At 41.9% G+C, this 22,478-nt stretch carries 15 protein-coding genes; 5 read left to right on the forward strand and 10 right to left on the reverse strand.

From position 1 onward, the window contains the following. Positions 1-178: 178 nt before the first annotated feature. On the reverse strand, positions 179-1,063 hold the full coding sequence (locus RMX89_RS32385; RefSeq protein WP_322691835.1) for a TauD/TfdA family dioxygenase: 885 nt from the start codon (positions 1,061-1,063) through the stop codon (positions 179-181). Positions 1,064-1,365: 302 nt separating this feature from the next. Continuing rightward, positions 1,366-2,328, reverse strand: a complete 963-nt coding sequence (locus tag RMX89_RS32390; protein WP_322691836.1) for a TauD/TfdA dioxygenase family protein — start codon at positions 2,326-2,328, stop codon at positions 1,366-1,368. Positions 2,329-2,765: 437 nt separating this feature from the next. Between RMX89_RS32390 and RMX89_RS32395 the strand changes: the two genes are divergently transcribed. Further along, positions 2,766-3,425, forward strand: a complete 660-nt coding sequence (locus RMX89_RS32395) for a DUF1003 domain-containing protein (RefSeq protein ID WP_322691837.1) — start codon at positions 2,766-2,768, stop codon at positions 3,423-3,425. A gap of 359 nt (positions 3,426-3,784) precedes the next feature. Here the strand turns inward: RMX89_RS32395 and RMX89_RS32400 are convergent, their stop codons facing one another. The 7 genes from RMX89_RS32400 to RMX89_RS32430 form a co-directional block, all read right to left on the reverse strand. Next, positions 3,785-4,882 (reverse strand): sulfate ABC transporter substrate-binding protein, encoded by a 1,098-nt coding sequence (locus tag RMX89_RS32400; protein WP_322691847.1) that lies wholly within the window; start codon positions 4,880-4,882, stop codon positions 3,785-3,787. Between the two features lie 469 nt (positions 4,883-5,351). Then, positions 5,352-5,582, reverse strand: coding sequence for an EF-hand domain-containing protein (locus RMX89_RS32405; protein ID WP_322671254.1), 231 nt, complete (start codon positions 5,580-5,582; stop codon positions 5,352-5,354). A gap of 490 nt (positions 5,583-6,072) precedes the next feature. Further along, positions 6,073-7,575: an HlyD family efflux transporter periplasmic adaptor subunit gene (locus RMX89_RS32410; protein WP_322691838.1), complete on the reverse strand. Its 1,503-nt coding sequence runs from the start codon at positions 7,573-7,575 to the stop codon at positions 6,073-6,075. Positions 7,576-7,628: 53 nt separating this feature from the next. After that, on the reverse strand, positions 7,629-9,848 hold the full coding sequence (locus RMX89_RS32415) for a peptidase domain-containing ABC transporter (RefSeq protein ID WP_322691839.1): 2,220 nt from the start codon (positions 9,846-9,848) through the stop codon (positions 7,629-7,631). 231 nt (positions 9,849-10,079) lie between these two features. Beyond that, a complete protein-coding gene (locus RMX89_RS32420; protein WP_322684200.1) occupies positions 10,080-10,496 on the reverse strand; it encodes a hypothetical protein in 417 nt (138 codons plus the stop codon). 545 nt (positions 10,497-11,041) lie between these two features. Continuing rightward, positions 11,042-11,800, reverse strand: a complete 759-nt coding sequence (locus tag RMX89_RS32425; protein ID WP_322691840.1) for a peptidylprolyl isomerase — start codon at positions 11,798-11,800, stop codon at positions 11,042-11,044. Between the two features lie 165 nt (positions 11,801-11,965). Next, positions 11,966-12,712, reverse strand: a complete 747-nt coding sequence (locus RMX89_RS32430) for a pre-peptidase C-terminal domain-containing protein (RefSeq protein WP_322691841.1) — start codon at positions 12,710-12,712, stop codon at positions 11,966-11,968. A 345-nt stretch (positions 12,713-13,057) separates the two neighbouring features. Here RMX89_RS32430 and RMX89_RS32435 point away from each other — a divergent pair, with 345 nt between their 5' ends. The 4 genes from RMX89_RS32435 (at position 13,058) to RMX89_RS32450 (ending at position 19,529) form a co-directional block, all read left to right on the forward strand. Further along, entirely contained in the window at positions 13,058-14,260 is a 1,203-nt protein-coding gene (locus tag RMX89_RS32435) for a sigma-70 family RNA polymerase sigma factor (protein ID WP_322691842.1), read from the forward strand. Between the two features lie 58 nt (positions 14,261-14,318). Beyond that, positions 14,319-15,470, forward strand: a complete 1,152-nt coding sequence (locus tag RMX89_RS32440; protein ID WP_322691843.1) for a DUF1822 family protein — start codon at positions 14,319-14,321, stop codon at positions 15,468-15,470. Positions 15,471-15,997: 527 nt separating this feature from the next. Next, positions 15,998-18,376, forward strand: a complete 2,379-nt coding sequence (locus tag RMX89_RS32445; RefSeq protein WP_322691844.1) for a CHASE2 domain-containing protein — start codon at positions 15,998-16,000, stop codon at positions 18,374-18,376. A gap of 331 nt (positions 18,377-18,707) precedes the next feature. After that, complete coding sequence (locus RMX89_RS32450) at positions 18,708-19,529, forward strand: DUF928 domain-containing protein (RefSeq protein ID WP_322691845.1); 822 nt, start codon at positions 18,708-18,710, stop codon at positions 19,527-19,529. 128 nt (positions 19,530-19,657) lie between these two features. Here the strand turns inward: RMX89_RS32450 and RMX89_RS32455 are convergent, their stop codons facing one another. Further along, positions 19,658-22,321 carry a CHAT domain-containing protein gene (locus tag RMX89_RS32455; RefSeq protein WP_322691846.1) on the reverse strand — a complete coding sequence of 888 codons (2,664 nt, stop codon included), beginning with the start codon at positions 22,319-22,321 and terminating at the stop codon, positions 19,658-19,660. Between the last annotated feature and the right edge of the window lie 157 nt (positions 22,322-22,478).

Consider the following 22,478-nt stretch of genomic DNA (forward strand, 5'->3'; position numbering starts at 1 on the left):
CTCATGCACGGTTTTGAAGACCAACGGGGTTGGTGACAACTTCGTTGAGTTTAATACCTTTAGGTAAAAATTTAGGCACTGTTGTACTAGCTTTTCTCCCTTTTCTCTTAGAGGGAAAAGGGAGAAAATGCTTTGTCTTTATATCTGAAATAATCTACAAATGTTAGCTAGCTGAACTTTAGAACGGACGGCTACCCCGAAGGCTGACCCGTTTCAGAACACGGGTTGCATTGACATCAAATTCAGGACGGTAGTGAGACGTTGCCTGATTATCCCAATAAAGCAGGTCGCCCTTGCTCCACTGATGCCGATAGGCAAACCGGGGTTGCTTAATATGCTCCTGCAACCGTGCAATTAGTTTTGCTCCTTCTATATGGTCATAATCGAGAATGTCCACATCGCTGGCAGCATTGAAGAAAAGGATTTTTTTGCCGGTATCTGGGTGAGTGCGAACCAGAGGATGAATCGCAACTCGTTCGCCAGGTTTAACTTTGCGACCAGCTGCATATTTCGGCTCACCATACTCATCTCGATCTTTGCTGCCATAGAAGTTAAAGTAGCGTATCTGCAAGCCAGCAATTTGTTCCTTAGTAGCATCATCTAACTCTTCGTAAGCCTGAGCCAAATTCACCCAATAGGTATCGGGGCCATTTTCAGGTACTTCTACTGCATATAAGAAGGAACCGCTAGATGGCACAGGGAGCCAGTAGTGATCGATATGAGGTAAAAGTTCCTGATAGTTCGGTCGGATATTGACTGAACTCTCTTGGGCAGCAGCATTAGCGAGAGTGAGAACTAGGGGTGGTAGATATTCTTCCGTTTCTCCTTTGCGAATATAAGCAGGCTGCTGAAGAATATCGCCAAAATAATTGGCAAAGGCTAACAATTGGTCATCAGTTAATATCTGGTTTTTGAAGATGAGGATGTGGCGATCGCGCCATGCCTGCTTTAGTTGCAGAATCACTTCTGGTTGGGCAGAACGACTGGCATCGACTCCGGTAATAACAGCACCAAGAGCTGCTTCGGTGGGTGTAATCTCAATCCGACTTGCCGTGAGTGTCACGATTCGGTCTCCTTGGATTTGTAAATATACGAGGGTGTAAGGTGCAGGGTGGAATGGCACGCTTGTAAAGCCCAAAGGCTTTTGTCATCTTGTTCTCAACTTGGAGGCATGAGAATGTATTTAAAAGAGGCTCTGCCTCTTGTCAAGAAGATCGGAGGCGGAGCCTCCCAGAATGGGTTAAGAGCCTCTAGGCTCTTAACCAGTCAGAGCAAGGGCTGTATCATTAACAAGCGTGCCATTCGGTTCAGAGTACTTTTAAATTTACTCAGTACTGCCTTGAAAAAAACTAACAGAACTCAGGTTTACGAAAGCACTGGTTGTGGTTCCTTAGATTCAGCTTTCTGCTTGAAGACAGTTGGTACTTCTGCGTTGAACACCTCACCTTGAACCACTTGGGAGCGGAAACCATCAACTCCAACTGGAACATCACCAGTAATAGTGGTGCGATATAACAGACGCTCCACATCCAAATGATCTAAATCTTGAGGAGCTAAATGCACAGTAGCGCGGTTATCCCAGAACGCAATATCACCATTGTTCCAACGGAAACGGGTGGTGTAGGCTGGCTTGGTGATTTGGTTGAAGAACAACTCAAGTAACAGTTTGCTCTCTTGTGGTGACACGTCAATAATGTGCGAGGTGAAGCCAGGGTTCACGAACAACGCACGTTCGCCAGTCTCAGGATGAACCCTGACTACTGGGTGGATTGAGACTAGTGGATTGACAGCAATGCGCTCGTCGAATTTGCCGTTGCGGGGCTGATACCCACCCCCATTAAAGCGATGTTCAGCTTTCAATGTGTCTGCTAGCGCCCGTAGAGGTGCTGACAGTCCCTCATAAGCCGCAACTAGATTGCTCCACTGAGTGTCACCACCGAAGCTGGGGACATTAACCGCGCGTAAAATTGACCCTGCTGGTGGATTAATAGCTGCGGTTACGTCTGTGTGCCAAGGGCCACCAGTGCGAAAACCGTACTGCTTCTCATAGAGCTTACGATCTACGGGTTTGATCTGTGGGAATCCTGGGACTGGTTCAGGCTCTCCGAGTGGATGCGCGAAAGTTACTTCACCGAAACGAGATGTAAACTCAACCTGGGCAGCATGATCGATATTCTGACCACGAAAGAACACAACTTTCCATTTCAATAACGCTTTACGGATTTCTTGAACTTGCTCGTCAGAAAGAGGACGGGAAAGGTCTACGCTACCGATTTCGGCACCGATGAAACCAGCAACTTGTTTAACTTCTATATGTTTGTAGCCCATGTAGATTCTCCAGAGTTTGATCTGTAGGGTGGTGTTCACACTCACCTGTTTTCTTTGGAATTTTGCCAATATTCCGATCGCAACATTCCTGTGCTGGGAGTAGAACTGAAAATATTATACATTATTCCGATAGATTTACCGTAGTATGCAATGCTATTTAACAATTTCCTGTGTTTTTGCAGCTAGATTCGGAATTGAGACACTGATACCCTTCTCTACGAGAAGCTCTTGCTAGCTTGCTTAAGAGGAGGGGTACGGCATGGTTCGACTCCGCTCACCAGCCGCTCAGTGACCATCGTATACATCGCTGGGATTCTCACGAGCAATTACTTCTATTTATCGTTTTGAAAAAAAAGAATATTTGCTTCTATCGGCGGTAAACCTTAATTTTAAAGTATCAAGCCAAACAGATACTGAATTAACTAAACAGGTGTAGCATGAGTACAAGCAAAAAAATATTGTCAAATAGCGTTGATGTACAAGCACTTCAAAACACTCAACTTGCACAGAAAGCTCCAGAGGCATCGATAGAGCAATTAACGCGTGGACAACAGCTTGCTGATAAATTAGCAAACCATGTAGGCTCTTGGAAATTCCTGATTTGCCAAAGTACCATCTTGGCGGGATGGGTGGGAATGAACTTGACACCAGGAGTTCCCCACTGGGATAATTCACCGTTCATCATGCTCAACTTAGTGTTTTCATTTGCTTCAGCCTACACAGCGCCAATTGTATTGATGAGTCAGAATCGCCAGTCTGACACTGACCGCAGAAGTGCCGAAATCGACCACCAAGTGAATCTTAAAGCCAGTCAAAATATTGAACTATTACATCAGAAATTGGATGAATTACACTCTCAAAGGCTTAACGAACTAACTCAAATTATCAAAGAGCAGCAACAAATTATTAATGAGATGAAAGTAACTTTAGTATATAGTCCGACAGAAAAGAAAGAAGCTAAAGTGGCTCTATTACCAGGCTTGCATATTCAAACTAATAGCAAATTTCCTAAACAACCTTCTAACAATAAATCTTTTACAGTTGCTCAAGCAGTTGGAGACAATAACAAAGTTGTTGAAAAACTGATTTGTCACTAAAAATCAGCCATAAATGCTTTTTTTATTAGCAGATAAGAGACTGCATTTTACTAGGTACTAAACTTATTGCATAAGTAGGGAAAAGGGTAAGGGGGAAGGTAAAGGTTTTGTATTGTCCCCTTCCCCAATAAAGATGAGTCCCTTTTTCCAACTCTTGCAAAAGTGTTTTTTGCAAGAGGTTTACTGAAGAACCACTTTCTCTTCATGATAGTCAATTTAGTTAAACTCAAGCTCTTTAAATAGTAATTTTTGCTTCGATATTTATCTAAGATTGTAGACCATAAGCTTTTTTCTAATATGGCTTATAGTCTACATTCATAATCATGTAGGTTGTAAAAATTTTGAGAATTTCAAGCTATTTATTTTGAAGATTTCTGAGCTTGAATTTGATCAAAAATAGCACCTTCATTAAAAAATTTCTGTTGAATATTGTTCCATCCTCCTAAATCTTCAGCTTTGAACAAAGTTTTAACTTTAGGAAAATTGTTACCCAATTCTTTTGCAATCGTATTATTCACAGGACGAAATCCTATTTTAGAAAATTCCCGTTGTATCTCTGGGGTATAGAGATATTGAACAAATGCTTCTGCAACTTTCCGAGTCCCGTGTTGCTCGACGTTCTTATCTACCACAGCAATAGGATTATCAATAGATATATTCACATCAGGGACAACATATGAGAACTTTTCGCCTTTTTGTTTTGATAAAATCATTTCATTTTCATAGTTGAGTAAAGCATCCCCTTGACCTTGTTTAAAGAACAATTCGCTGGCATTACGAGCAGTCTTGGGCAGCACAGGTACATTTTTATAAACTTTGGAAGTAAAATCTAATGCTTGCTTCTCATTCTGACCAGTTTTTGTTATGTAACCCCATAAACTTAAGAAGTTCCATCGCGCACCACCAGATGTTTTCGGGTTAGCTGTGAGTACGCTCACTCCTGGTCTTGTCAAATCTGTCCATGTTTTAATATTTTTGGGATTCCCCTCGCGAGTAGCGATCGCACCTACGGATTGGGTGACAATTGCATTATTTGGGGCTTCTTTTTCCCAACCCGGTTGAATAAAACCTGTCTGAACCAGTTTGTCAACATCAAGGGCTAGTGACAGATGTATCACATCAGCCTCTAAACCATCAATCACATTTAGGGTTTGAGAACCAGACCCATCATAACTTTCAGTAAACTTCAGATTTTGGTTATGCTCTTTTTTCCATTTTTCTACAAATTGGGGAATAATTTGCTCGTATGCAGCCTTTGTCACTGAGTAAGAAACAAACGTTAGGTTTAGATCGCGCTCTGAAGTGGCGATTCTATTACCAGTGTTATCAACATTAGCTCCAGAGCAAGCACTCATCACTATACTTAAGCTTACTCCCGCCAAAAATAGGGATATAAACCCCCAGTTTCTTATAGCTTGCCAAGCTTTAACAGTACGAGTGTGAACTTGTTTCCTGATATAGTTTAACTTCCAAGTATGCTGCCGCTTGTTTCTCAAAATTTCCCTCCTCTATTAAATTCGGTAAGCCGAGAGATTTACTGTAGTTTAGAGGTATTATAAGATAGTTGCGATTCATTGCATAACCTTTGGTTAACCTCAATTTAAACAAGTTGTATATGTAGAACACCGAAAGCACTTCGCCTGCCGGATCGTTGAGGCTCAAATGGTATCAAGTTAAGCTCAAACAAGCAACTAGTAGTTCGCGAAGGAAACGCAAGCGGGGTAAAGGGAAAGGGGTAAAGGGGAAAGGGAAAATAACAAACCTTTCCCCCTTTCCCCCGCGCCTTATCCCCAGAGGGGGCCCCACCTTCACTTTTTCCCGACTTTTGCCAAGAAGTCTAATGACCATGAAAATTGCAAATCCCTCAAAGCGTGGGCTAGAGAGGGATTTTTGATTATTGGGTATTGGGTGTTAGGGATTGGGTTGCTAGTTTAAATTATTTGCTTTCTCAACTGCTTCCTTTAACTTTTCAAAGGTAATACTACCGTCTTTGTCTGCATAATTTACTAGCAATTCCTGGGGACTAGTGGTATTTGTTTCTGATGAAATGATTGCACTTAAGCCAGGACTTAAAAAAAGATCGTTAATGAATACTTTACCATCTCCATCGGTATCTAAGGAATTAAAAAGGGATTGAAGCTCTTGCTCGGTCATGATAAGTTTCTATCTGAACTAGTTTTTCAACTTAATATCTCATTAATCTTTGATTAATATCTCAAAATTAAAAAAACTTGTATCTTTAGACGTAGAAACGGCGATCGCTGGGGCTTAGATCGGTTGTACGCTGTGGGTTACAGGGTTTACAGTCTGACAACGAAAATAAATCGACATGGATGCGCCTTCTTTCTAACGTAGTCAGATATTTCCCTCGACGACTGCCCGAATTCAATATAGGAATTTAGCAAACTTGCTTTTATTAAACACAAAAGCGATCGCTTTGCCAACGCCTGCCGTAGGATGCTCGAAGGGCTGTAGGGCGAACGTAACAGTTGAACTGATACAAAGCGTAGACGCTGCATCAGTGAGGAGTCGCAGTCTTCTTCCAAGGGGAGACAGTTAATAAGGGCGGGTTTCCCGACTTGAGACGACTGTCGTAGGCTCTGCGGACTTGTACTCCTACGCGGTAATAGTTACATTAAAGAAAAAGTTACAAATCACTAATCAACCTCGCCTTACGGAGAAAGAATTGCAGCACAGTTTCTTCACGGGAAATAATATCAACCCTACCCTCCATACCCAATTGAATATGACACTGGTTTTTCCCTTTACCTAAAACCAGAGTTTTCGGTTCAATTGTGACTTCATAAAAAGCACCGGGCGCAGTAGCTTTTGGGCTAGTAGTCCCATTCATCGATGTATTTGTGCCATTCTTTTGAGGAGCGATCGCATCTGGAGAAATGGTCTGCACTTGACCATTCAGAGTACCATAATCTGGGTAAGGACAAGCGCTGACCCGCATTTGGACTTTTTGACCAATTTTTAACTTACTTTGCTCATCAGATGCCACCGCAGCCTTCAAAACTTGAGGTGCATCAGTAGGGACAATTTGCAATATTTCCTCGCCAGCCCGCACAGTTTGACCTGGGTTTCGCAGATTGAGTTGAGAAATGATACCATCGGCGGTAGCTGCGATCGCGGTTTGAGCTAAATCTATTTCTGCTTGCTTGAGTTCGCTAGTATCATGCTCTAACTGCTTTTCAATTTCAATCCGTTGGTTAACTAGGGTTTGGCGTTCTTTTTCTAATGTTGCTTTGTTGCTTTCCCCTCCGGCTTTTTCTTGAGCGATTCGCTCAATAGCAACAGTTACTGCTGCATTACTTGGATTTACGGCAACTTGGGCGCGTTGTTTTCTGGCAATCACAGCAGATACCGCTTGTTGTAACCGTTCAATTGTCTGTTTTTGCGCCTCCACTGCTGCAAGTTGTGCCTTTACCGCTTGCTCTTGCTGTCTGGCAGATAATTGTGCTTCTTCCAATTGATCTTGAGATAGCGCCCCTTGGTTGGCTACACTCTCATATCGCTTCTGTTTTGATTGCGCTACACCCAAAGCAGCTTCAGCAGCATGGAGATTTGCTTGTGTTGTTTTTAACTGTGCTTCCCCAGCCAGCAATTCTTTTTCAGCAATTTTGACGTTGGCATCAGCTTCTTGGAGTTCGGAAACAGTTGTCAGATTTTTATCTTGATATTCCCGACGGCGGCCGCTCAATTCGGCTTGAGCGCCAATAATAATCCGGTTAAGGCGGTCAGTTTCGGCTCGAATCTGGCTATTAAGGGAATTAATCTGGGCATTAATTTGCACTAGTTGTAACTTAGATTGTTGAATACTAGTTTGCAATTGGCTTTTTTTAGTTTGCAGACGCGAGTCATCAATAGTTGCGATCGCATCTCCTTTTTTGATAAGTTGATTTTCTTTGACATAAATGTGCATAATCTGACCTTCAGTCGCCGCTTGCACAATTCGCAATTCACCTGCCGGACGCACAACCGCCTGTGCTTGGACTGTAACCTTATACTTACAAATTGCAGCAAGTGGCACAGCTAATCCGAGAACGCAGAGAATAAACATGCCGCCCCATGTTGTCCAACGAGTAATTGGTGGGAGAAATTCGTTTGTTTGAATTGGGGGGAGAAAATTTGTATTGCTAACCATGATCTCTTACAAATGACGAATTACGAATTACGAATTACGAATTACGAATTATCTTAATTAATAGTGGCAGTCTTGCCGTTATGATGAGCCGGGGAAGATATCAGTGCCAACCCATTATGAGAGGAAAAAATATCATCTAAGAAATCTAAATGTTCGCCAGGTAAAGAGCGCAATTCTTCTGGTGTCCCTTGGATTTTTAAGCGTCCTTGCTCTAAAAATACAATTAAATCTGCTCTCTGTATTACCTTGGGACGGTGACTAATTAAAATAGTCGTTTGATTGTGACGATGGGATAGAAGTCTATCTAGTACTTGTCTTTCGCTTACTGGGTCGAGTGCGCCCGTGGATTCATCTAAAATTAAGACTGGTGGCTGAGTAACTATGGCTCTGGCTATGGCTAATCTTTGGCGTTGTCCACCAGAAAGATTAGCCCCAAATTCTCCTAAAACAGTTTGATATTTATCAGGTAGTTTGCTAATAAATTCATCTGCACCTGCAATTTGACAAGCTTTGACAATTTCTTCAAAACTAATATGGGGATAGCTAAAGTTGAAGTTATCAATAATCGAACGACTCCAAAAGTGGGGTTCTTGAGGAACTAATACTACTTGTTGACGCAAACATTCTAAGGATAAATCTTGCTGATTATAAAAACCATAACGAATATTCCCAGACTCTACTTTATATAAGCCAGTCAGCAATTTTGCCAGGGTACTTTTACCACAGCCAGATTTGCCAATTAAAGCAATAACTTTACCGCCAGGAATAGTTAAGGAAAAATCTTGTAGAAGGTCAACTCTACCTGCGTGATGAAAGTTCAGTTCAGTGCAAGTTATATCTGCATTGCCAGGAATTTGTGCCCAAGGCTTTTTAAAATCATTCTCTGATTCTGGGGTAGCGTCAATCACTTCTGTCATCCGTTGCAGGACTATCTGGGCTGTGATAAACTCATCTACTAAGCCAATGACAGCACCTAAGAAGCCAAGAAAATTGCCACTCATGCCGTTATATGCCATTAATTGACCGATTGTTAAGGTGCGATTAATGACTAAATAGCTACCCATCCAAAGGATGCCAATACTGATGAAGGTAGAAAGAATACCAGTAACTGTACTGCTATACAGTCCCAGTTTCATCATACTCCAGCCCAAGTTGGCCAGGCGACCATAATTCCCTTGATATTCTGACCAAGCTTGGGGAGTAGCTTGGGTAGTTTTTAATACTTGGATGCCGCGAAATGTTTCTACCAAAAAGCCTTGGTTTTCTGTACCAGAAATAATTAGATTCCGGGTTTTCTGGCGCATCGCGGGTAAGAAAAGCAGGTTAACACCCGTGACAACTATAAATGCAACTATGGAAGCTAAAGTTAGTTCCCAACTGTAAAAGAGCATAAAACCCAAGGAAATTACAGCAATAAAGAATTGACTGGGTAATCCGAGAACAATTTGGGAAACTAAGTTATTGATGGCTTTGACATCGGCAATGCGACTGACAACTTCTCCACTGCGTCGTCCTTCAAAGTAAGATAGGGGTAAATGTAAGAGTTTGCGTCCGTATTCTAGAATTAACCCTAATTGCAATCTTTGACCGAAATGACCGATAAGGTGAGATTGGACTAAACTAATGGCGCTTCTAATTAAGTTCATGGCGATAACACCAATTGCCACAGTAGTTAGTAGTTGGGTATCACCTCGTACTAAGACATCATCGGTGAGGAGTTGCATCATAAAAGGAGATGCCAAAGAAAGTAGTCCAATAGCGATGTTAATAGCGATCGCTTGAGCGAGAATAGAACGATAAGGCCAAACCCGTTGCAGATATCTTCCCAAACCGCCAATTTTATCTGATTCTTGTTGATAAAAACGACTGTCATCTGGAGTCAGCAGTAACATGACGCCATTACCCCAACCCGCCATTAACTCTTGACGGGTAAGATGACGAATACCAACCCCAGGGTCAGCGATGACGTATTTTTTGCCTTTTTGCCCGTATAATACGACCCAGTGGTAGCCTTTCCAGTGGATAATTGCTGGTAAGGGAGCTTGATGTAATTGGTCGATTAGTTGGGGACTAGCTTTAACTTGACGGGCGTTGAATCCTAGTACTTCTGCACCCCGCTTCAATCCTAGCAAGGATGTTCCTCTACAACCAGTGCCTACGGCTTCTCGAACGCGGTTGAGGGTAAATGTGCGTCCGTAGTGTTTGGCAATCGTGGCAAGACTTGCTGCACCGCAGTCTTCTTCGCTGTGTTGAAGGACTATTTGGTATTTCATTGTCAAGACGAATAGTAATGGAAAAAGAGAAGTCGGGGAGAAAACCCCGACTAGAGATGATATTTAGTTTGTCTAACCTAAATATCTAAGTACTAAGCTATTTCTGGAAAGTTCTACCAATTTGAAAAATGATTGCAATATATGGATTGCCCAAAAGCTTAGTCACTAACTCTTTTACAATCCAAAATCTAAAATCCAAAATGGTACTACTCAGGTCGGTTTGTAATCTCTTCAACTGACTGAGTAAGATACTCTGTATCTAGAACCGCCCCCACTTATAGTAGTTCTTTGTATGCCGTTTGTTGGGCCGGAGACGGAAAAACCGCCTAGAGCGTCGTCAGAGTCTGGCCAATCACTATCGAAAAAGCTGATTTCTGCATTTTCAAAAAAGTTAAATTCCCAACCTAGATTTTTCCCATCTCCTGCACTCATGCCACCTACATCGAGTCTACTGCTTATCTCGTCAACAGTGACGTTAGCATAAACATCATCCTGGCTAAAACTATCTGCACCATCTTTCAGGCAAACTATACTACTTACATAGAGGTTATATCCTCCTTCAATGATAGCCGCTTCTTCTGGTGTTAGGTTAGTGAAAAGTTGTTCTTGAGCAACAACAGCAGCGTTAGTAGAAATGATTTTTGACATGAACTTTATCCTTGATTTTAGTTTGCTAAATACACTTAAGAATTGCAGATTAGGCTACCTTGTTAATTAGATCGTACAAAGATAATTAAGTAGCTTTTAAAAAGTTGCATATTTGTGGGATGAATTTGCGGCTGTAACTATCGAAATTTTGTTCTGTATTTGACGAACTTATCCAATGATTCCGCTATTCTCCAAAGAAAGCATTTTTCTAAATGAACTTCTCTGCATATCACTCTCTACGATGTCTTTTAGTCTTTATGCACTAAGAACGGAAAAATTTTGAAAAAGCTGTTAAATCCTTATGCATGAAAAAATCGGGGCACTTGCCCCGACGTTATATTGTATTCAGCTTTTTAGCTCAGATTTTTGAGTAGTTAGCTCTTCGATCTGAATCGAGATAGGACAATCTAACCTCGGAAATTCAAATCAGTAAATCAACTTGATAATTGCAGATTAGTCTACCCGATAAAGTTCGATATCATAATATTTTCTAGAGAGTGATAGAAGAAGAGTAGTTGAAAATTTTAATTTTGAATTGCTATGATTCACATCCAGGTTTTTTCTTCCGGTGACAGTTTATTTACTTGCTGTTGAAACCAAGTTTCAAAATTTTTTTGCAGTAATCGCTGGCGCATAAAATTGTCCAACTGGGCAGTTATAAACTTTTCCACACGTAAAATGATCCATGATTCTCCAAAGGGTATGGGTGGTTGAACTATACCCACTTGCCTTGTGCAAAGTAACTGAGCAAAATTGGGAGTAATAGTACCAAGTTCTACTGGGCCGACGATACCGCCTGTATCAGCTTCTGTCCCTTGAGAATATTCACGCGCTAGTTCAGCAAATGACTGTTCCCCTTCTGTAATTCGGAAAAATAGTTCGTTGGCAGTTTCTCTATTTTCAGTCCGAATTAAAGAATAAATGACTTTATCAAAATGTTTTTTGTATTTGATAAAGTAAGATTCTAGTTGATGTCCCCAAGTTATTTGCTTGAACTTTTCAACTCTGAGCTTTCGGGTTGCGAAAAGTTCTAATTGCTCTTGAGTCAGACAATAACGCGAACACCAATCTTGGATTTTTTGCTCGCTTGTTAAATCCCAATGCTGATAAAATTGCTCTAGAGCATGAGATGTTTCTGCTTGTGTGCAGGTGATTGGTGCGATCGCAGATTCGATAATGTTCTGAGATAACAATTGCCCAATCAGGTTGTAACTAGCCAAAAATGGAATAATTTCTTTAGGTAAGACCGAGATGCAGCTATGCCTGTCGTAGACATCGCTTATTTGTTGTAAAGCTTTATTCATATTTCAAGACTATTTTGTTGAAATATTTGATAAGTGCAGCGATCGTTTTTGGAATAAAGCGGCAAAGTTCAAGTATGATTCTCTGCCGCAAGACTATTTACGTACACTTGAGAGCATTACCTTACAATGCTTTCAATTACCGCTTATCACTTCTAATGCCTAAACTTAAGCATCGGTGGTGGTAAATTGGTCAAAAGTTAAGGTGTAGGCAGTCTGTATACTACTAAATTGATTGACCTGCAAGAAGTAATTACCAGAAAGATTAGTGTTGGAAATTACTTCCGATGTAATACCACCACTAGTAGAACGTGCAACTTCCTCACCTGCATCAACAATACGATTGTTGTTATAGTCCGCAATCAGTCGGATGTCAGCATCACTTTGTAGTCCGCTTAGTGTAATGTCGACACCCTCAAATAATCCCAGAGAGAATTCGTAAGTATCTGTGGTGTTGGTATTACTTATTGTTCCAAAGCGGGTAACATCACCTGACAAGTCACCAAGTGCAAACTCTCTAGGCAAAAGATTGCTGAAACCACTTGTCGAATTGGGTGTAGTTGCAGACAAGGCTAAATTGTAACTTACATCGCCTGATGAAGTGCTAAAACGACTGACTTCGGCAAAATAAGTACCTGCGTCTGCTCGACGATTAAGGAAGTCATCTTGGTTGCTTCCCCTTCTGGAAGAATCAACTAGTTGGTCGCCTGTATCAAAGAAACCGTTACCGTTATCTTGATAAAGGCGCAAATCGGCATCATCACCAGCACTGATATTTGTCAGAGACAAATTGATGTTTTGGGTAGTGTCGATTCTGAACTCAAAGACATCAGTGGAATCTAAAACATTTAAATTAAAGTCATTGCGGGTAACAGGGGTAGCAGGTAGAACACCGATATCATCGTAGACAGTCATTTTTGACTCCTTTTGTTGTTGATGTTGGTTAATTAGGTGATGCAGAGATAATTAGGTAACTTTTAATAAGTTGCATATTTGTGGGATAAATTTGCGGTTGTAACTATCGAAATTTTGTTCTGTATTTAACGAACTTATTCAATGATTCCGCTAGTCCCCAAAGAAAGCATCTTTTTAAATGAACTTCTCTGCATATCACTCTCTACGATGACTTTTAGTTTTTATGCACTTGGATGAAAAATTTTTTGAAAAATCTGTAAAGCCCTTGCTGCATAAGGAATTAGCTTTTGTACCTCTGGCTGTATAATTGAAATCAGCTATGTTTCAAACAACGGCAAGTATTCCATGCAACCCCGACAGGGCATTATTGAAATCTTTTCTACGTTTGTGCAATTCGATGTAGACCAATTTAGTGGTTGGGCAACAGATGCCAAACTGCGACGTAGTATGAAATTTTGCCTGGAGGAGTCGTCAACTGAGAAATCAGATACCTTTTGGGCGCTTTACTGGTATAGAGTTTGGCAGACTCAATCTAGTGCTGTGGCACTTGCACATATTTCTGCTTATTTACAAGAGGTGTGCTATTGGACTGCCAGAAAATTCGCTCTTAACTTTCCCACGCAGTCGTCTGTAGCCGATTGTTTTCAGATGGCGATCGCTAATACTAACAAAATACTCAAAAATTTCAATCCTCAATACAGTTCGCATTTAAAAGCCTATGCACAATTAACTTTTGAATCGATTATCAAAGATGCAGTGCGCTTACAGCGGGAAGCAGACATTTGCTCAGACTGGGCATTATTGCACAAACTCAGCCGCAAACGACTAGTGCATTCATTACAAAATGCTGGATTTAACAAAGAAAGCATCGAGAGTTATGTTTTAGCCTGGGAATGCTTTAAGGAACTCTACACAGGTGACAATACAAAAATTCGTCAGCTTGCCAAACCAGATGCTCAGACTTGGGAGGCTATTAGCAATCTTTATAATGCAGAACGTTTGGGCCGATTGAGTTCGCCCACTGCCGCAGTCAATCAGCAAACCATAGAAACCTGGGTATTATCTGCTGCTAAAGCTGCCCGTACTTTCCTCTATCCTAAGTTTGTTTCCGCAGACGCTCCCCTCAAAGAAGATGAAGGTAATTTATTAGATATACTGCCTGTAGATTTGCAAACATCTTTACTAACGGAAATTATTGAGCAGGAAGAAGCTGTGAATATGCGATCGCAGCAAACTCAGTTAAACCAAGTTTTGCACCAAGCGATCGCTGGACTCGATGCTGAGTCTCAAAAAGTACTACAAGCTTACTACGTTCAACAACTGACTCAACAAGAAATTGCTGCCCAGCTAGAAATTAAGCAATATACTGTTTCCCGTCGCCTGAGCAGTATTAAAAAGTCATTGCTCCTGACTCTCACACAATGGAGTCAAAACACCTTGCATATTTCCCCTAAATCTGACGTAGTAGATGCCATAAACACAAGTTTAGAGGAATGGCTCAAAGTCCAATATAGCCATACCCAGATTCAATCAGCAGACAAGAAATAATTTTGTCTCTCCCCTCTCCCTAATATGGTCTTTATATGGAGCCATTCTAAAATTATTTATGTTGAATTCACCTCCCCCATTCACTATTGACTCACAGCATTTATACTTGGAAATTACTCAATTTCCAGAAGTGCAAGAACAACCATACTCAACAGCTGGTGCTTGTCAACGTGGGTGGATAAATCAAAAATGCTTGCAAGCATTTTTGCCTTGGTTCCAGGAGGAAATTGCTCCCACCGCCAGGGTTTATCCTAACAGTGCGGCATTGCCGAGTTTTTGGGAAGTAGTCAATGGCACAGCTATTAGTTTCGATCGCGATCGTCTGGTATTAATTCCCACCCTGGCAATGGATGACGATGAGTTACGCGTACCGCAAGAATGGGTAGATATACCAGAGTGGATTGCTGATTATTACATAGCAGTACAAGTTAATCCCGATGATGGCTGGATAAAGATTTTTGGTTACACAACCCATCAAATTCTGAAAACAAAAGGGGTTTACGATGCTGGCGATCGCACTTACAGCTTGGAAAGTGAAGATTTAATTCCAGATATTAATGTGCTGTGGGTTACACGCCAACTCGATCGCTCAGAAGCCTTACGTGCTGAGATTGCACCAATAGATCCTATTGGCAAAACCCAGGCAGAAAACCTTTTAGAAAGGTTGGGCGATCGCGATGTAAAATTCCCGCGTTTGGCAGTTCCATTTTCACTCTGGGGTGCGCTCTTGGCACATAGCGGTTGGCGAAAAAAGTTGTATGAACTGCGTCAGGGTTTACTCATACAGCGATCGATTCCGCAATGGTTGCAGACAGGAGTAGCCAATTTAGCTCAACAGTGGGGATGGGAAAAAAGAGAATTCGTTATGGTACCTGCCGGAATGCGGAGTGCAGAACCAGTTCTCGGTTTGTCTCGGCAAATAAAAGTTGCAGAGCAAACATACGAGTTACGCATTTTCCCAAAAAGCACTTCTGAGGATTATGTTTGGCGTTTTGAATTGCGAAGTACAACTGTTGATGGTCAAATTCCGGCTGGGTTTAAGCTCCGACTACTAACGGAAGACTTACAAGCTTTTGAAAATAATCAAGATACAGCAACAACTCCTGTAGATATGTTGTATTTGGAAGTAATTTTGGAACTAGGAGAAGGATTGGTTTGGGAAATAGAACCCACACCTGAAGACTATGAGCGAGAGATTTTGCGGTTTTAAGTTTTACCTTCAAAAATCTTCACGGTTAGCTTCTATTATTTACTCTTAAACTGAATTTTACTACACACAACAACCTAGTTAGCAACCAAGATATATATAGCAGGGTGTAAGGGCACGGCAGTGCCCATAGGTGTCAATTTAACGTGAAACCTTGTCAAGACGTGATATTGAGTTCATTCACTTATGGTTACTCACAGCGTCACCTCACCTCGGTTTTGTCTAAACCCAAAACCGTCCCTCCTCTTACCACGGCTACGGTGTACACACAAGTCAAATTACCCCCCTCAATCCCCCCGTGTATTGGGGGGAAGCCGGAAATCGAATTCCCTCTTAAAGGGGCTGGAGAATTGTCGCCCACTAACTAACCTTGCAAAGAGGAGAAGCCGGAAATCCAGTACCCTCCCCTTTACAAGGGGAGGGTTAGGGTGGGGTAAAACATATGTGCAACAAGCGTTTAAGCTGAAGTTGCCACCAATGGTCAGTGCCCTGCTCCTACGGGTGTACTCAACATCTAGGGAGAACTAGCTGTGGACAAGTTAATCATCTTAAAGTTAGGGGAGGGAAACTTTGAACAAGGGTTTACCGTGACTCTACAGATTGGCGATGAAAATGTCCGCCCGACTGTGGAAATCACAGGTGAGCTTCCCCCCAACCCGGAAATTCTCCGCGATTATCATCGTTGGCAATCTATTTATCGTAATTTAAGGCTGCCATCTCGTCCGATTGGTTTAGCTAAAGAACTTACCCAAGCCCCTAGCCTCGAATACTGCCAGCAGGTGAGTGAAGAATTCAAAGTAAGTTTTAATACTTGGCTTGCTTCCGATTCCTTTCGTTCCATCCGCGAGAAATTGTTAGAAAAACTCATGCTTGCGGATAATATTCGGATGCTTTTACAAACCAAAGACTTGCGATTACAGAAATTTCCCTGGCATCTTTGGGATTTGATAGAACGCTATCCCCAGGCGGAAATCGCCTTGAGCGCTCCTGGCTACGAACAAGTCAACCTTAACCGCATAGCAACTACATCCAACAAAGTAAAAATCTTAGCGATTTTGGGTAACAGTCAAGGTATTGATACCAAAGCAGACCAAGCGCTGCTTAATTTGTTACCCAATACAGATATCACTTTTTTAGTTGAACCACAATGCCTTGACCTGACTGACCAGCTATGGGAGCAGAATTGGCAGATTCTATTTTTCGCCGGACATAGTTCCACTCAGGAAACGAATCAAACCGGAAAAATCTATATCAATCAAACTGAAAGTCTAACAATTAGCCAGTTAAAGTATGCCTTGAAAAAGGCAGTAGAACGAGGTCTAAAACTAGCGATTTTCAATTCTTGTGATGGCTTGGGATTGGCCTGGGAGTTTGCAGATTTACATATTCCCCAAATTATCGTCATGCGAGAGCCTGTACCCGATCGCGTGGCGCAACAGTTTTTAAAGTATTTTTTAGAAGCCTTTGCGCGGGGAGGCTTGTTATATTTAGCCGTCAGGGAAGCACGAGAAAGGTTACAGGGACTAGAAAACCAATTTCCCTGTGCGACATGGTTGCCTGTCATTTTTCAAAATCCGGCTGAGATGCCGTTGAATTGGGGGGAATTGTTTAGAAATCCACCCAATCTTCCTGCATCTTTGTCTCAAACTACGCCTGTTAGAAGAACTACAAATCGGCTTGGCTTCTCATTAATATTACTGACAAGCATGGTAGTAACCGTAATATTAATCGGGATCAGGTATTTGGGCGTGCTGCAAACATTAGAGTTAAGTGCATTTGACCAACTGGTACGCTTGCGCCCTCCTGAAAAACCAGACTCACGCCTACTGATTGTCACTGTGACTGAAGAAGATGTCCAGGCGCAAAAACCGGAAAAACCTCAAGGTTCGTTGTCAGACAAATCACTTGCCAAACTGTTAGAAAAATTAGAGGCATATCAACCACAAGTTATTGGTTTGGATATATACCGAGATTATCCAGTGGATAAGGATTATCCAGCATTGGCAAAAAGGATGCGAAAAAGCGATCGCTTTGTCGGGGTGTGTCAACTCAGCGATTCTCAAGCCAGAAAACCAGGTGTAAAACCACCCCCGGAAGTTTCTTCACATAATCTCGGTTTTAGCGATATTGCCATCGATTCAGATAATGTCGTGCGTCGCCAGTTGTTAGCGTTAACTCCTGCGCCCTCATCTCCTTGTACTGCGCCCTATGCCTTGAACGTTCAACTGGCGCTGCGTTACCTGTATACGAAAGGAATTCGGTTGCAATTTACCCCTGATGGCGCATGGCAATTAGGGAAGGTGACATTTAAACCAATAGAAGCTCATACCGGAGGTTATCAAGGAGTTGATGCTTTTGGACACCAAATTTTATTAAATTATCGTTCTTCTCCTTCACCAGAAGCGATACCTTCGGCAGGCTTCGCCAACGCACCAAGTATGACCTTACAACAAGTGTTAAGGGGTAAGCTAAATGCCAATGCAGTCAAAGGCAAAATAGTAATTATTGGCACAACAGCAGAAACTTTTGGTGATTACTGGTTAACTCCCTACATCACTCCTCAAGGAAAATTACAGGCAATACCAGGAGTATTTTTACAAGCCCAGATGGTCAGTCAACTGCTCAGTGCTGCTTTGGACGGAAAACCTCTGTTGTGGACTTGGCCGCTTTGGGGTGAGGTAATTTGGGTTTGGGGTTGGTCTTTTTTAGGCGGTTTATTTACTGCTTATCTGCACCGATTCATTTACTTAAGTTTGGCAGGAGGAATAGCCATTATTAGTTTATACGTTAGCTGTTTTATATTTTTAATTGTATATAGTTGTTGGGTTCCGCTAATTCCTGCTATGTTGGCTTTAGTAGTTAATAGTTTAATAGCTACAACTTACTTAAACATGAAATTTAAAAATTAATAATAATGCCAATCAAAAGAGGATGTTTGGAAAGCTATATTTGTTACCCAAAGTATCTAATACCCCCCCTAACCCCCCCTTGCAAAGGGGGGGAAATAGTCTCTTAAAGCCCTTGGAAAGGGGAGGAAATAGTTTCTTAAAGCCCTTGGAAGGGGGGGGAAATAGTTTCTTAAAGCCCCCCTTTATAAGGGGGGTTGGGGGGGTAATGTCAGAGAAAGCTTTATAAGGGGGTTGGGGGGGTAATGTCAGAATTTAATATGTTATACGACACTTTTCAAACATTCTTTAAGCATGAAAATCGCCGTTCAGCAAGCAAGTGTTAGGAGGTTTTATGAAAAGCTATTGGCAAAAAATGCAATTAATCGCGGCAGTGGGAATGACTTTGTGGGGAATTATCGGCTATTCTCCAATGATTTGGATGACACCAGTTGCGGCGGCGGCTACTCCTAAGAAATTTTCGCCTCCTCCGCCTCCTCCAGACAGGGGTGCAGCAGGCGATCGCGGAGGGGCTGCCAGTCGCGGTTGTGGTGTTGGGAATCAGTCTATAGTTGGACTTGTACCTATATACAAAGAGACAGTCAATCAAGGAAAAACAGAAGCTGTTTCTGTTACTAAAGTTTGGGGCTTGACGAATGAGGAATATCCAACTTTTTGGTTTTTTGTCCCCTATCAAAAGTCTCTAATTGATTCCATTGAATTTGTTGTCAAAGATGAGTCAGGTAAATCAAGTCAAACTCTTTACCGAACAATAGTAACAATACCAGAAACACCAGGAATTGTTAGCATTCGCTTAAACGCAAATGCTTCTCCATTGCAAGTAGACAAGATGTATCACTGGTTTTTTAAGATAAAAGTCATTTGCAATCCACAACAACCTCCAGAACGAGAGTATGTGGAAGGATGGGTGCAACGAGTCAATCCAAATCCTCAATTAGTAGATAGCTTGAAGCAAGCAACTCCTCAGCAACGGGTAAACCTTTATGCCGAGAATGGTATTTGGTTCGATGCCTTAACTACTTTAGCTGAATTACGTCTTAGCAAACCTGAAGATCCAACTCTAGCGGTGGAGTGGATGAATTTGCTTCAATCCGTAGATTTAGAGAATTTAGCTAAACAACCTTTGATAAAATGTTGCCAAGCTAATGCAAAGTAGCACAGCAGAGCAATAGACTTTTTGCAAAAGTCGTCAGGCAAATTCGGTTTGAGCGATCGCTCATGAACAGCTTTTGTCACACTCCAAAAGGGCAACCTCTAGAAACTTCAATAAATGAGTAGAATTTGTCAAAGCCAGTTACCAACTAAAACATAAGGTGCCCAGTAGCCAGGACGACTGTAATTGGGATAATCTTTTAACAACTTTATTTGGGCACGACGCAAGGCTTCAGCCTTTGTCACCTCATTTTTAACTAACTCACGATAAAATTCCCCAATTAAGATAGCAGTAGATTTATCGCTGATATGCCATAGTGAAGCCAAGGTACTACGGGCGCCAGCTTTCACGGATGCTCCTGCTAGCCCTAGCGTGGCGCGATTGTCACCAGTAGCAGTTTGGCAAGCACTTAACACGAGCATTTCCAAGGCTTCTGAGCGAGTTCGATCTCGCCGGCGCAACAAGCTATCAAATTGCGTAACATTGATCGGCCCATCGTTTGCAAGTATAAAAGTATTCTCAACATTGGAACTAAATTGACCGTGGGTTGCCAGATGTAACACATTAAATGGCACAGTATTTACCTTACTCTCTAGGTTTTTGCTGTTGAAGTCTCGATCTAGTAACTGGGTGGTAGAGGCGATCGCTTGGGAAATAGAGTCGAATTCTGATTTAATTTCTGGTAGCGGTGGAAATTGCTGTTGAAAGCCTTGTGGTGGTTGCATTAGCCCGGCAGCTAGTACATTGAGTTTTGTTTGTGTCAAGGGTTTGAGTGCGAGTAACTGGAGTCCTAAGCTGAGTGCTACAGCGTATTTTTCTACCAAATATTGCTGACCGTCATACAATATAGCCATTGGCACATTTCGCAATATGCCATCCAGTACAAATACAAGGGTTTTGACGCCACTATCTTTTAAATCTGACTCAATTTCTTTGATTAACCAGCCATAGACTTCCTGTGATAGCGCCTGCACTTCTTCATTGCGATCGGGTTCTAATAAATACTCTCTGAGTTGTTTTATAGTACCTTCTACCTCATTCTGGGGCTTATTTACTGTATAATTACGCAGTGGTTGTTTAGGAATTTTGACAATCACTTGGAGTCGATCGGGTAAAATAATTGGATAAACGATCGCGGCTGTGGGATTATCTTTATCTACCACTGTGTCAAGCAAAACAGTTTTGGCATTAATGCAAGCTTCCCGGAAAAAGTCGTCTAATTCCGCTAGTTGCAGTGCTTCAATCCTCTGTCTAGCTTTGTCTAGGATTGGTTCGCTCGGATGAGTTTGCTGAAACTGCAACAATAATTCTACGGACTCTCGATATACAGGTTCTACACTTTCTTTAAAGGAAAACTGGACATCTCGATTCACAACTACTAAGTCACTACGGAGAGTCTGCAACTCACCGATCGCAGTATCATAGCTGGCAATAGCACCCTCAATCTCTCCCTGCTGTTTTAACAAGCGCCCTAACTGCCAATGCCAACGATAAGCGATATCCGGGGCATTGATTGTTTGGGCGATGTTTAGTGCTTGTTGGGTGAGGTTCTGGGCAATTGACCATTGCTTAGTTTGTTCGTATACACTACCTAGAGTCCCAAGGGCAAAGCTTTCGGCTCGTTTATCTGCTAAATTTTCAGCTTGTTGCAAGGCTCTGGCGCAGATTTGAGCGATCGCTTCGGGTGTAGTTCCGAATTTCATCAAGCTTTGAGCTAGATTAATCTGCGCATAAATAGTTGTCACAGAAGCAGGTAGTTGTGCCAGTTGAGTTTGGATTTGCGGCAATAGTGTCTGCACGGCGGCTGTTTGTCCCGCGTTCACTAGTAAATTCAACTGATTAACTTGAGCCTGAACTTTGCTAATCGGGTGAGGAGCGATCGCAGCAGCTTGCTGATAAAACTCTATTGCACCTTTAAAATCTTGCTGTACTTGTGCCGTGTTGCCTAAACTAAATAAAGCCGCACTCACATCCTGGGGAGAATCCAATTTTTGGGCAATTGACAAACTTTGCTGTAATACTTGACGAGATTGATTCAAATCTCCTGCTAATTGCAGAGCATTCCCAAAAGACCGTAATTCTACTGCTTTACTGATTGAATTAGGTTTTGATTGTAACTCTTGCTGCAATTGAGTCAAGATCGTCAAAGCCCGACGGTAAAATCCCAAAACTTGCCATGCTTGTGCTTGATTGATGCGATCGCGGATAATGCCATTGCGATCGCCTAATTGCTTATAGCTAACTTCCGCACGTTGCCAGGTGTTGAGTGCCTGTTCAGCTTGTCCTAAGTCTAGTTGAATACTACCTTGAATATCTAGAATTGGAGCCAAAACCTGAAGATTTTGGGAATTAGAGGATTTTTCGAGCAACTTCAAGCTATCTGTAATTGCCTGTTGCGCTGGTGGCAAATTACCCAGTTTTTGATATGCCAACGCCAAATTACTTAATGCTACCGCTTGCTGCAATTCATTGCCTTGGCTGCCAAAACTTTTAACTGCTTGTTGCAAAACTTTAACCGCTTCTGCAAATTGTCCTGCCTCATACAGGACTTTACCCTGTTGCAGCAAGTCTTGTGTTTGTGCAGTCGGATTTTGGATTGAGACTCCAAGAGGTGCGATATTTTGTGTTTCTATAGTTGCAGCAACGGGAAAAGCAGTAACGCACAAAAAAGCTGTCACCACAACCAAGAGGATGAAAACAGGCAAGTTATAGTTTTTAAAGAAACGAATGAACCATCTGTTGCATCCGTTATATATCTGTTGCCACTGATTATTTTTATAACTCTTGAGTTTCATCGTAATTCCTCCCCCGATTCTTGGAGTAACGAATTATTGACTACAGGACATAGCAGAGGGAATAGAAGAACTTTGCCCAGATTGAGCCACAAGCATAATATCACCGTTACCATCAACGATCCATCCTTGAGCCTCCACAATTGGGTTGCTAGATTTG

Origin of the sequence: Nostoc sp. DedSLP04, from assembly GCF_034530775.1 — a bacterium.
Taxonomy (GTDB): Bacteria; Cyanobacteriota; Cyanobacteriia; order Cyanobacteriales; family Nostocaceae; genus Nostoc.

Bases quoted from the DNA above. Each gene is read 5' to 3' on its own strand.
- RMX89_RS32390 (WP_322691836.1), bottom strand. From the start codon at position 2,328: ATGGGCTACAAACATATAGAAGTTAAACAAGTTGCTGGTTTCATCGGT.
- RMX89_RS32395 (WP_322691837.1), top strand. From the start codon at position 2,766: ATGAGTACAAGCAAAAAAATATTGTCAAATAGCGTTGATGTACAAGCA.
- RMX89_RS32410 (WP_322691838.1), bottom strand. From the start codon at position 7,575: ATGGTTAGCAATACAAATTTTCTCCCCCCAATTCAAACAAACGAATTT.
- RMX89_RS32415 (WP_322691839.1), bottom strand. From the start codon at position 9,848: ATGAAATACCAAATAGTCCTTCAACACAGCGAAGAAGACTGCGGTGCA.
- RMX89_RS32420 (WP_322684200.1), bottom strand. From the start codon at position 10,496: ATGTCAAAAATCATTTCTACTAACGCTGCTGTTGTTGCTCAAGAACAA.
- RMX89_RS32425 (WP_322691840.1), bottom strand. From the start codon at position 11,800: ATGAATAAAGCTTTACAACAAATAAGCGATGTCTACGACAGGCATAGC.
- RMX89_RS32430 (WP_322691841.1), bottom strand. From the start codon at position 12,712: ATGACTGTCTACGATGATATCGGTGTTCTACCTGCTACCCCTGTTACC.
- RMX89_RS32435 (WP_322691842.1), top strand. From the start codon at position 13,058: ATGCAACCCCGACAGGGCATTATTGAAATCTTTTCTACGTTTGTGCAA.
- RMX89_RS32440 (WP_322691843.1), top strand. From the start codon at position 14,319: ATGTTGAATTCACCTCCCCCATTCACTATTGACTCACAGCATTTATAC.
- RMX89_RS32450 (WP_322691845.1), top strand. From the start codon at position 18,708: ATGAAAAGCTATTGGCAAAAAATGCAATTAATCGCGGCAGTGGGAATG.
- RMX89_RS32455 (WP_322691846.1), bottom strand. From the start codon at position 22,321: ATGAAACTCAAGAGTTATAAAAATAATCAGTGGCAACAGATATATAAC.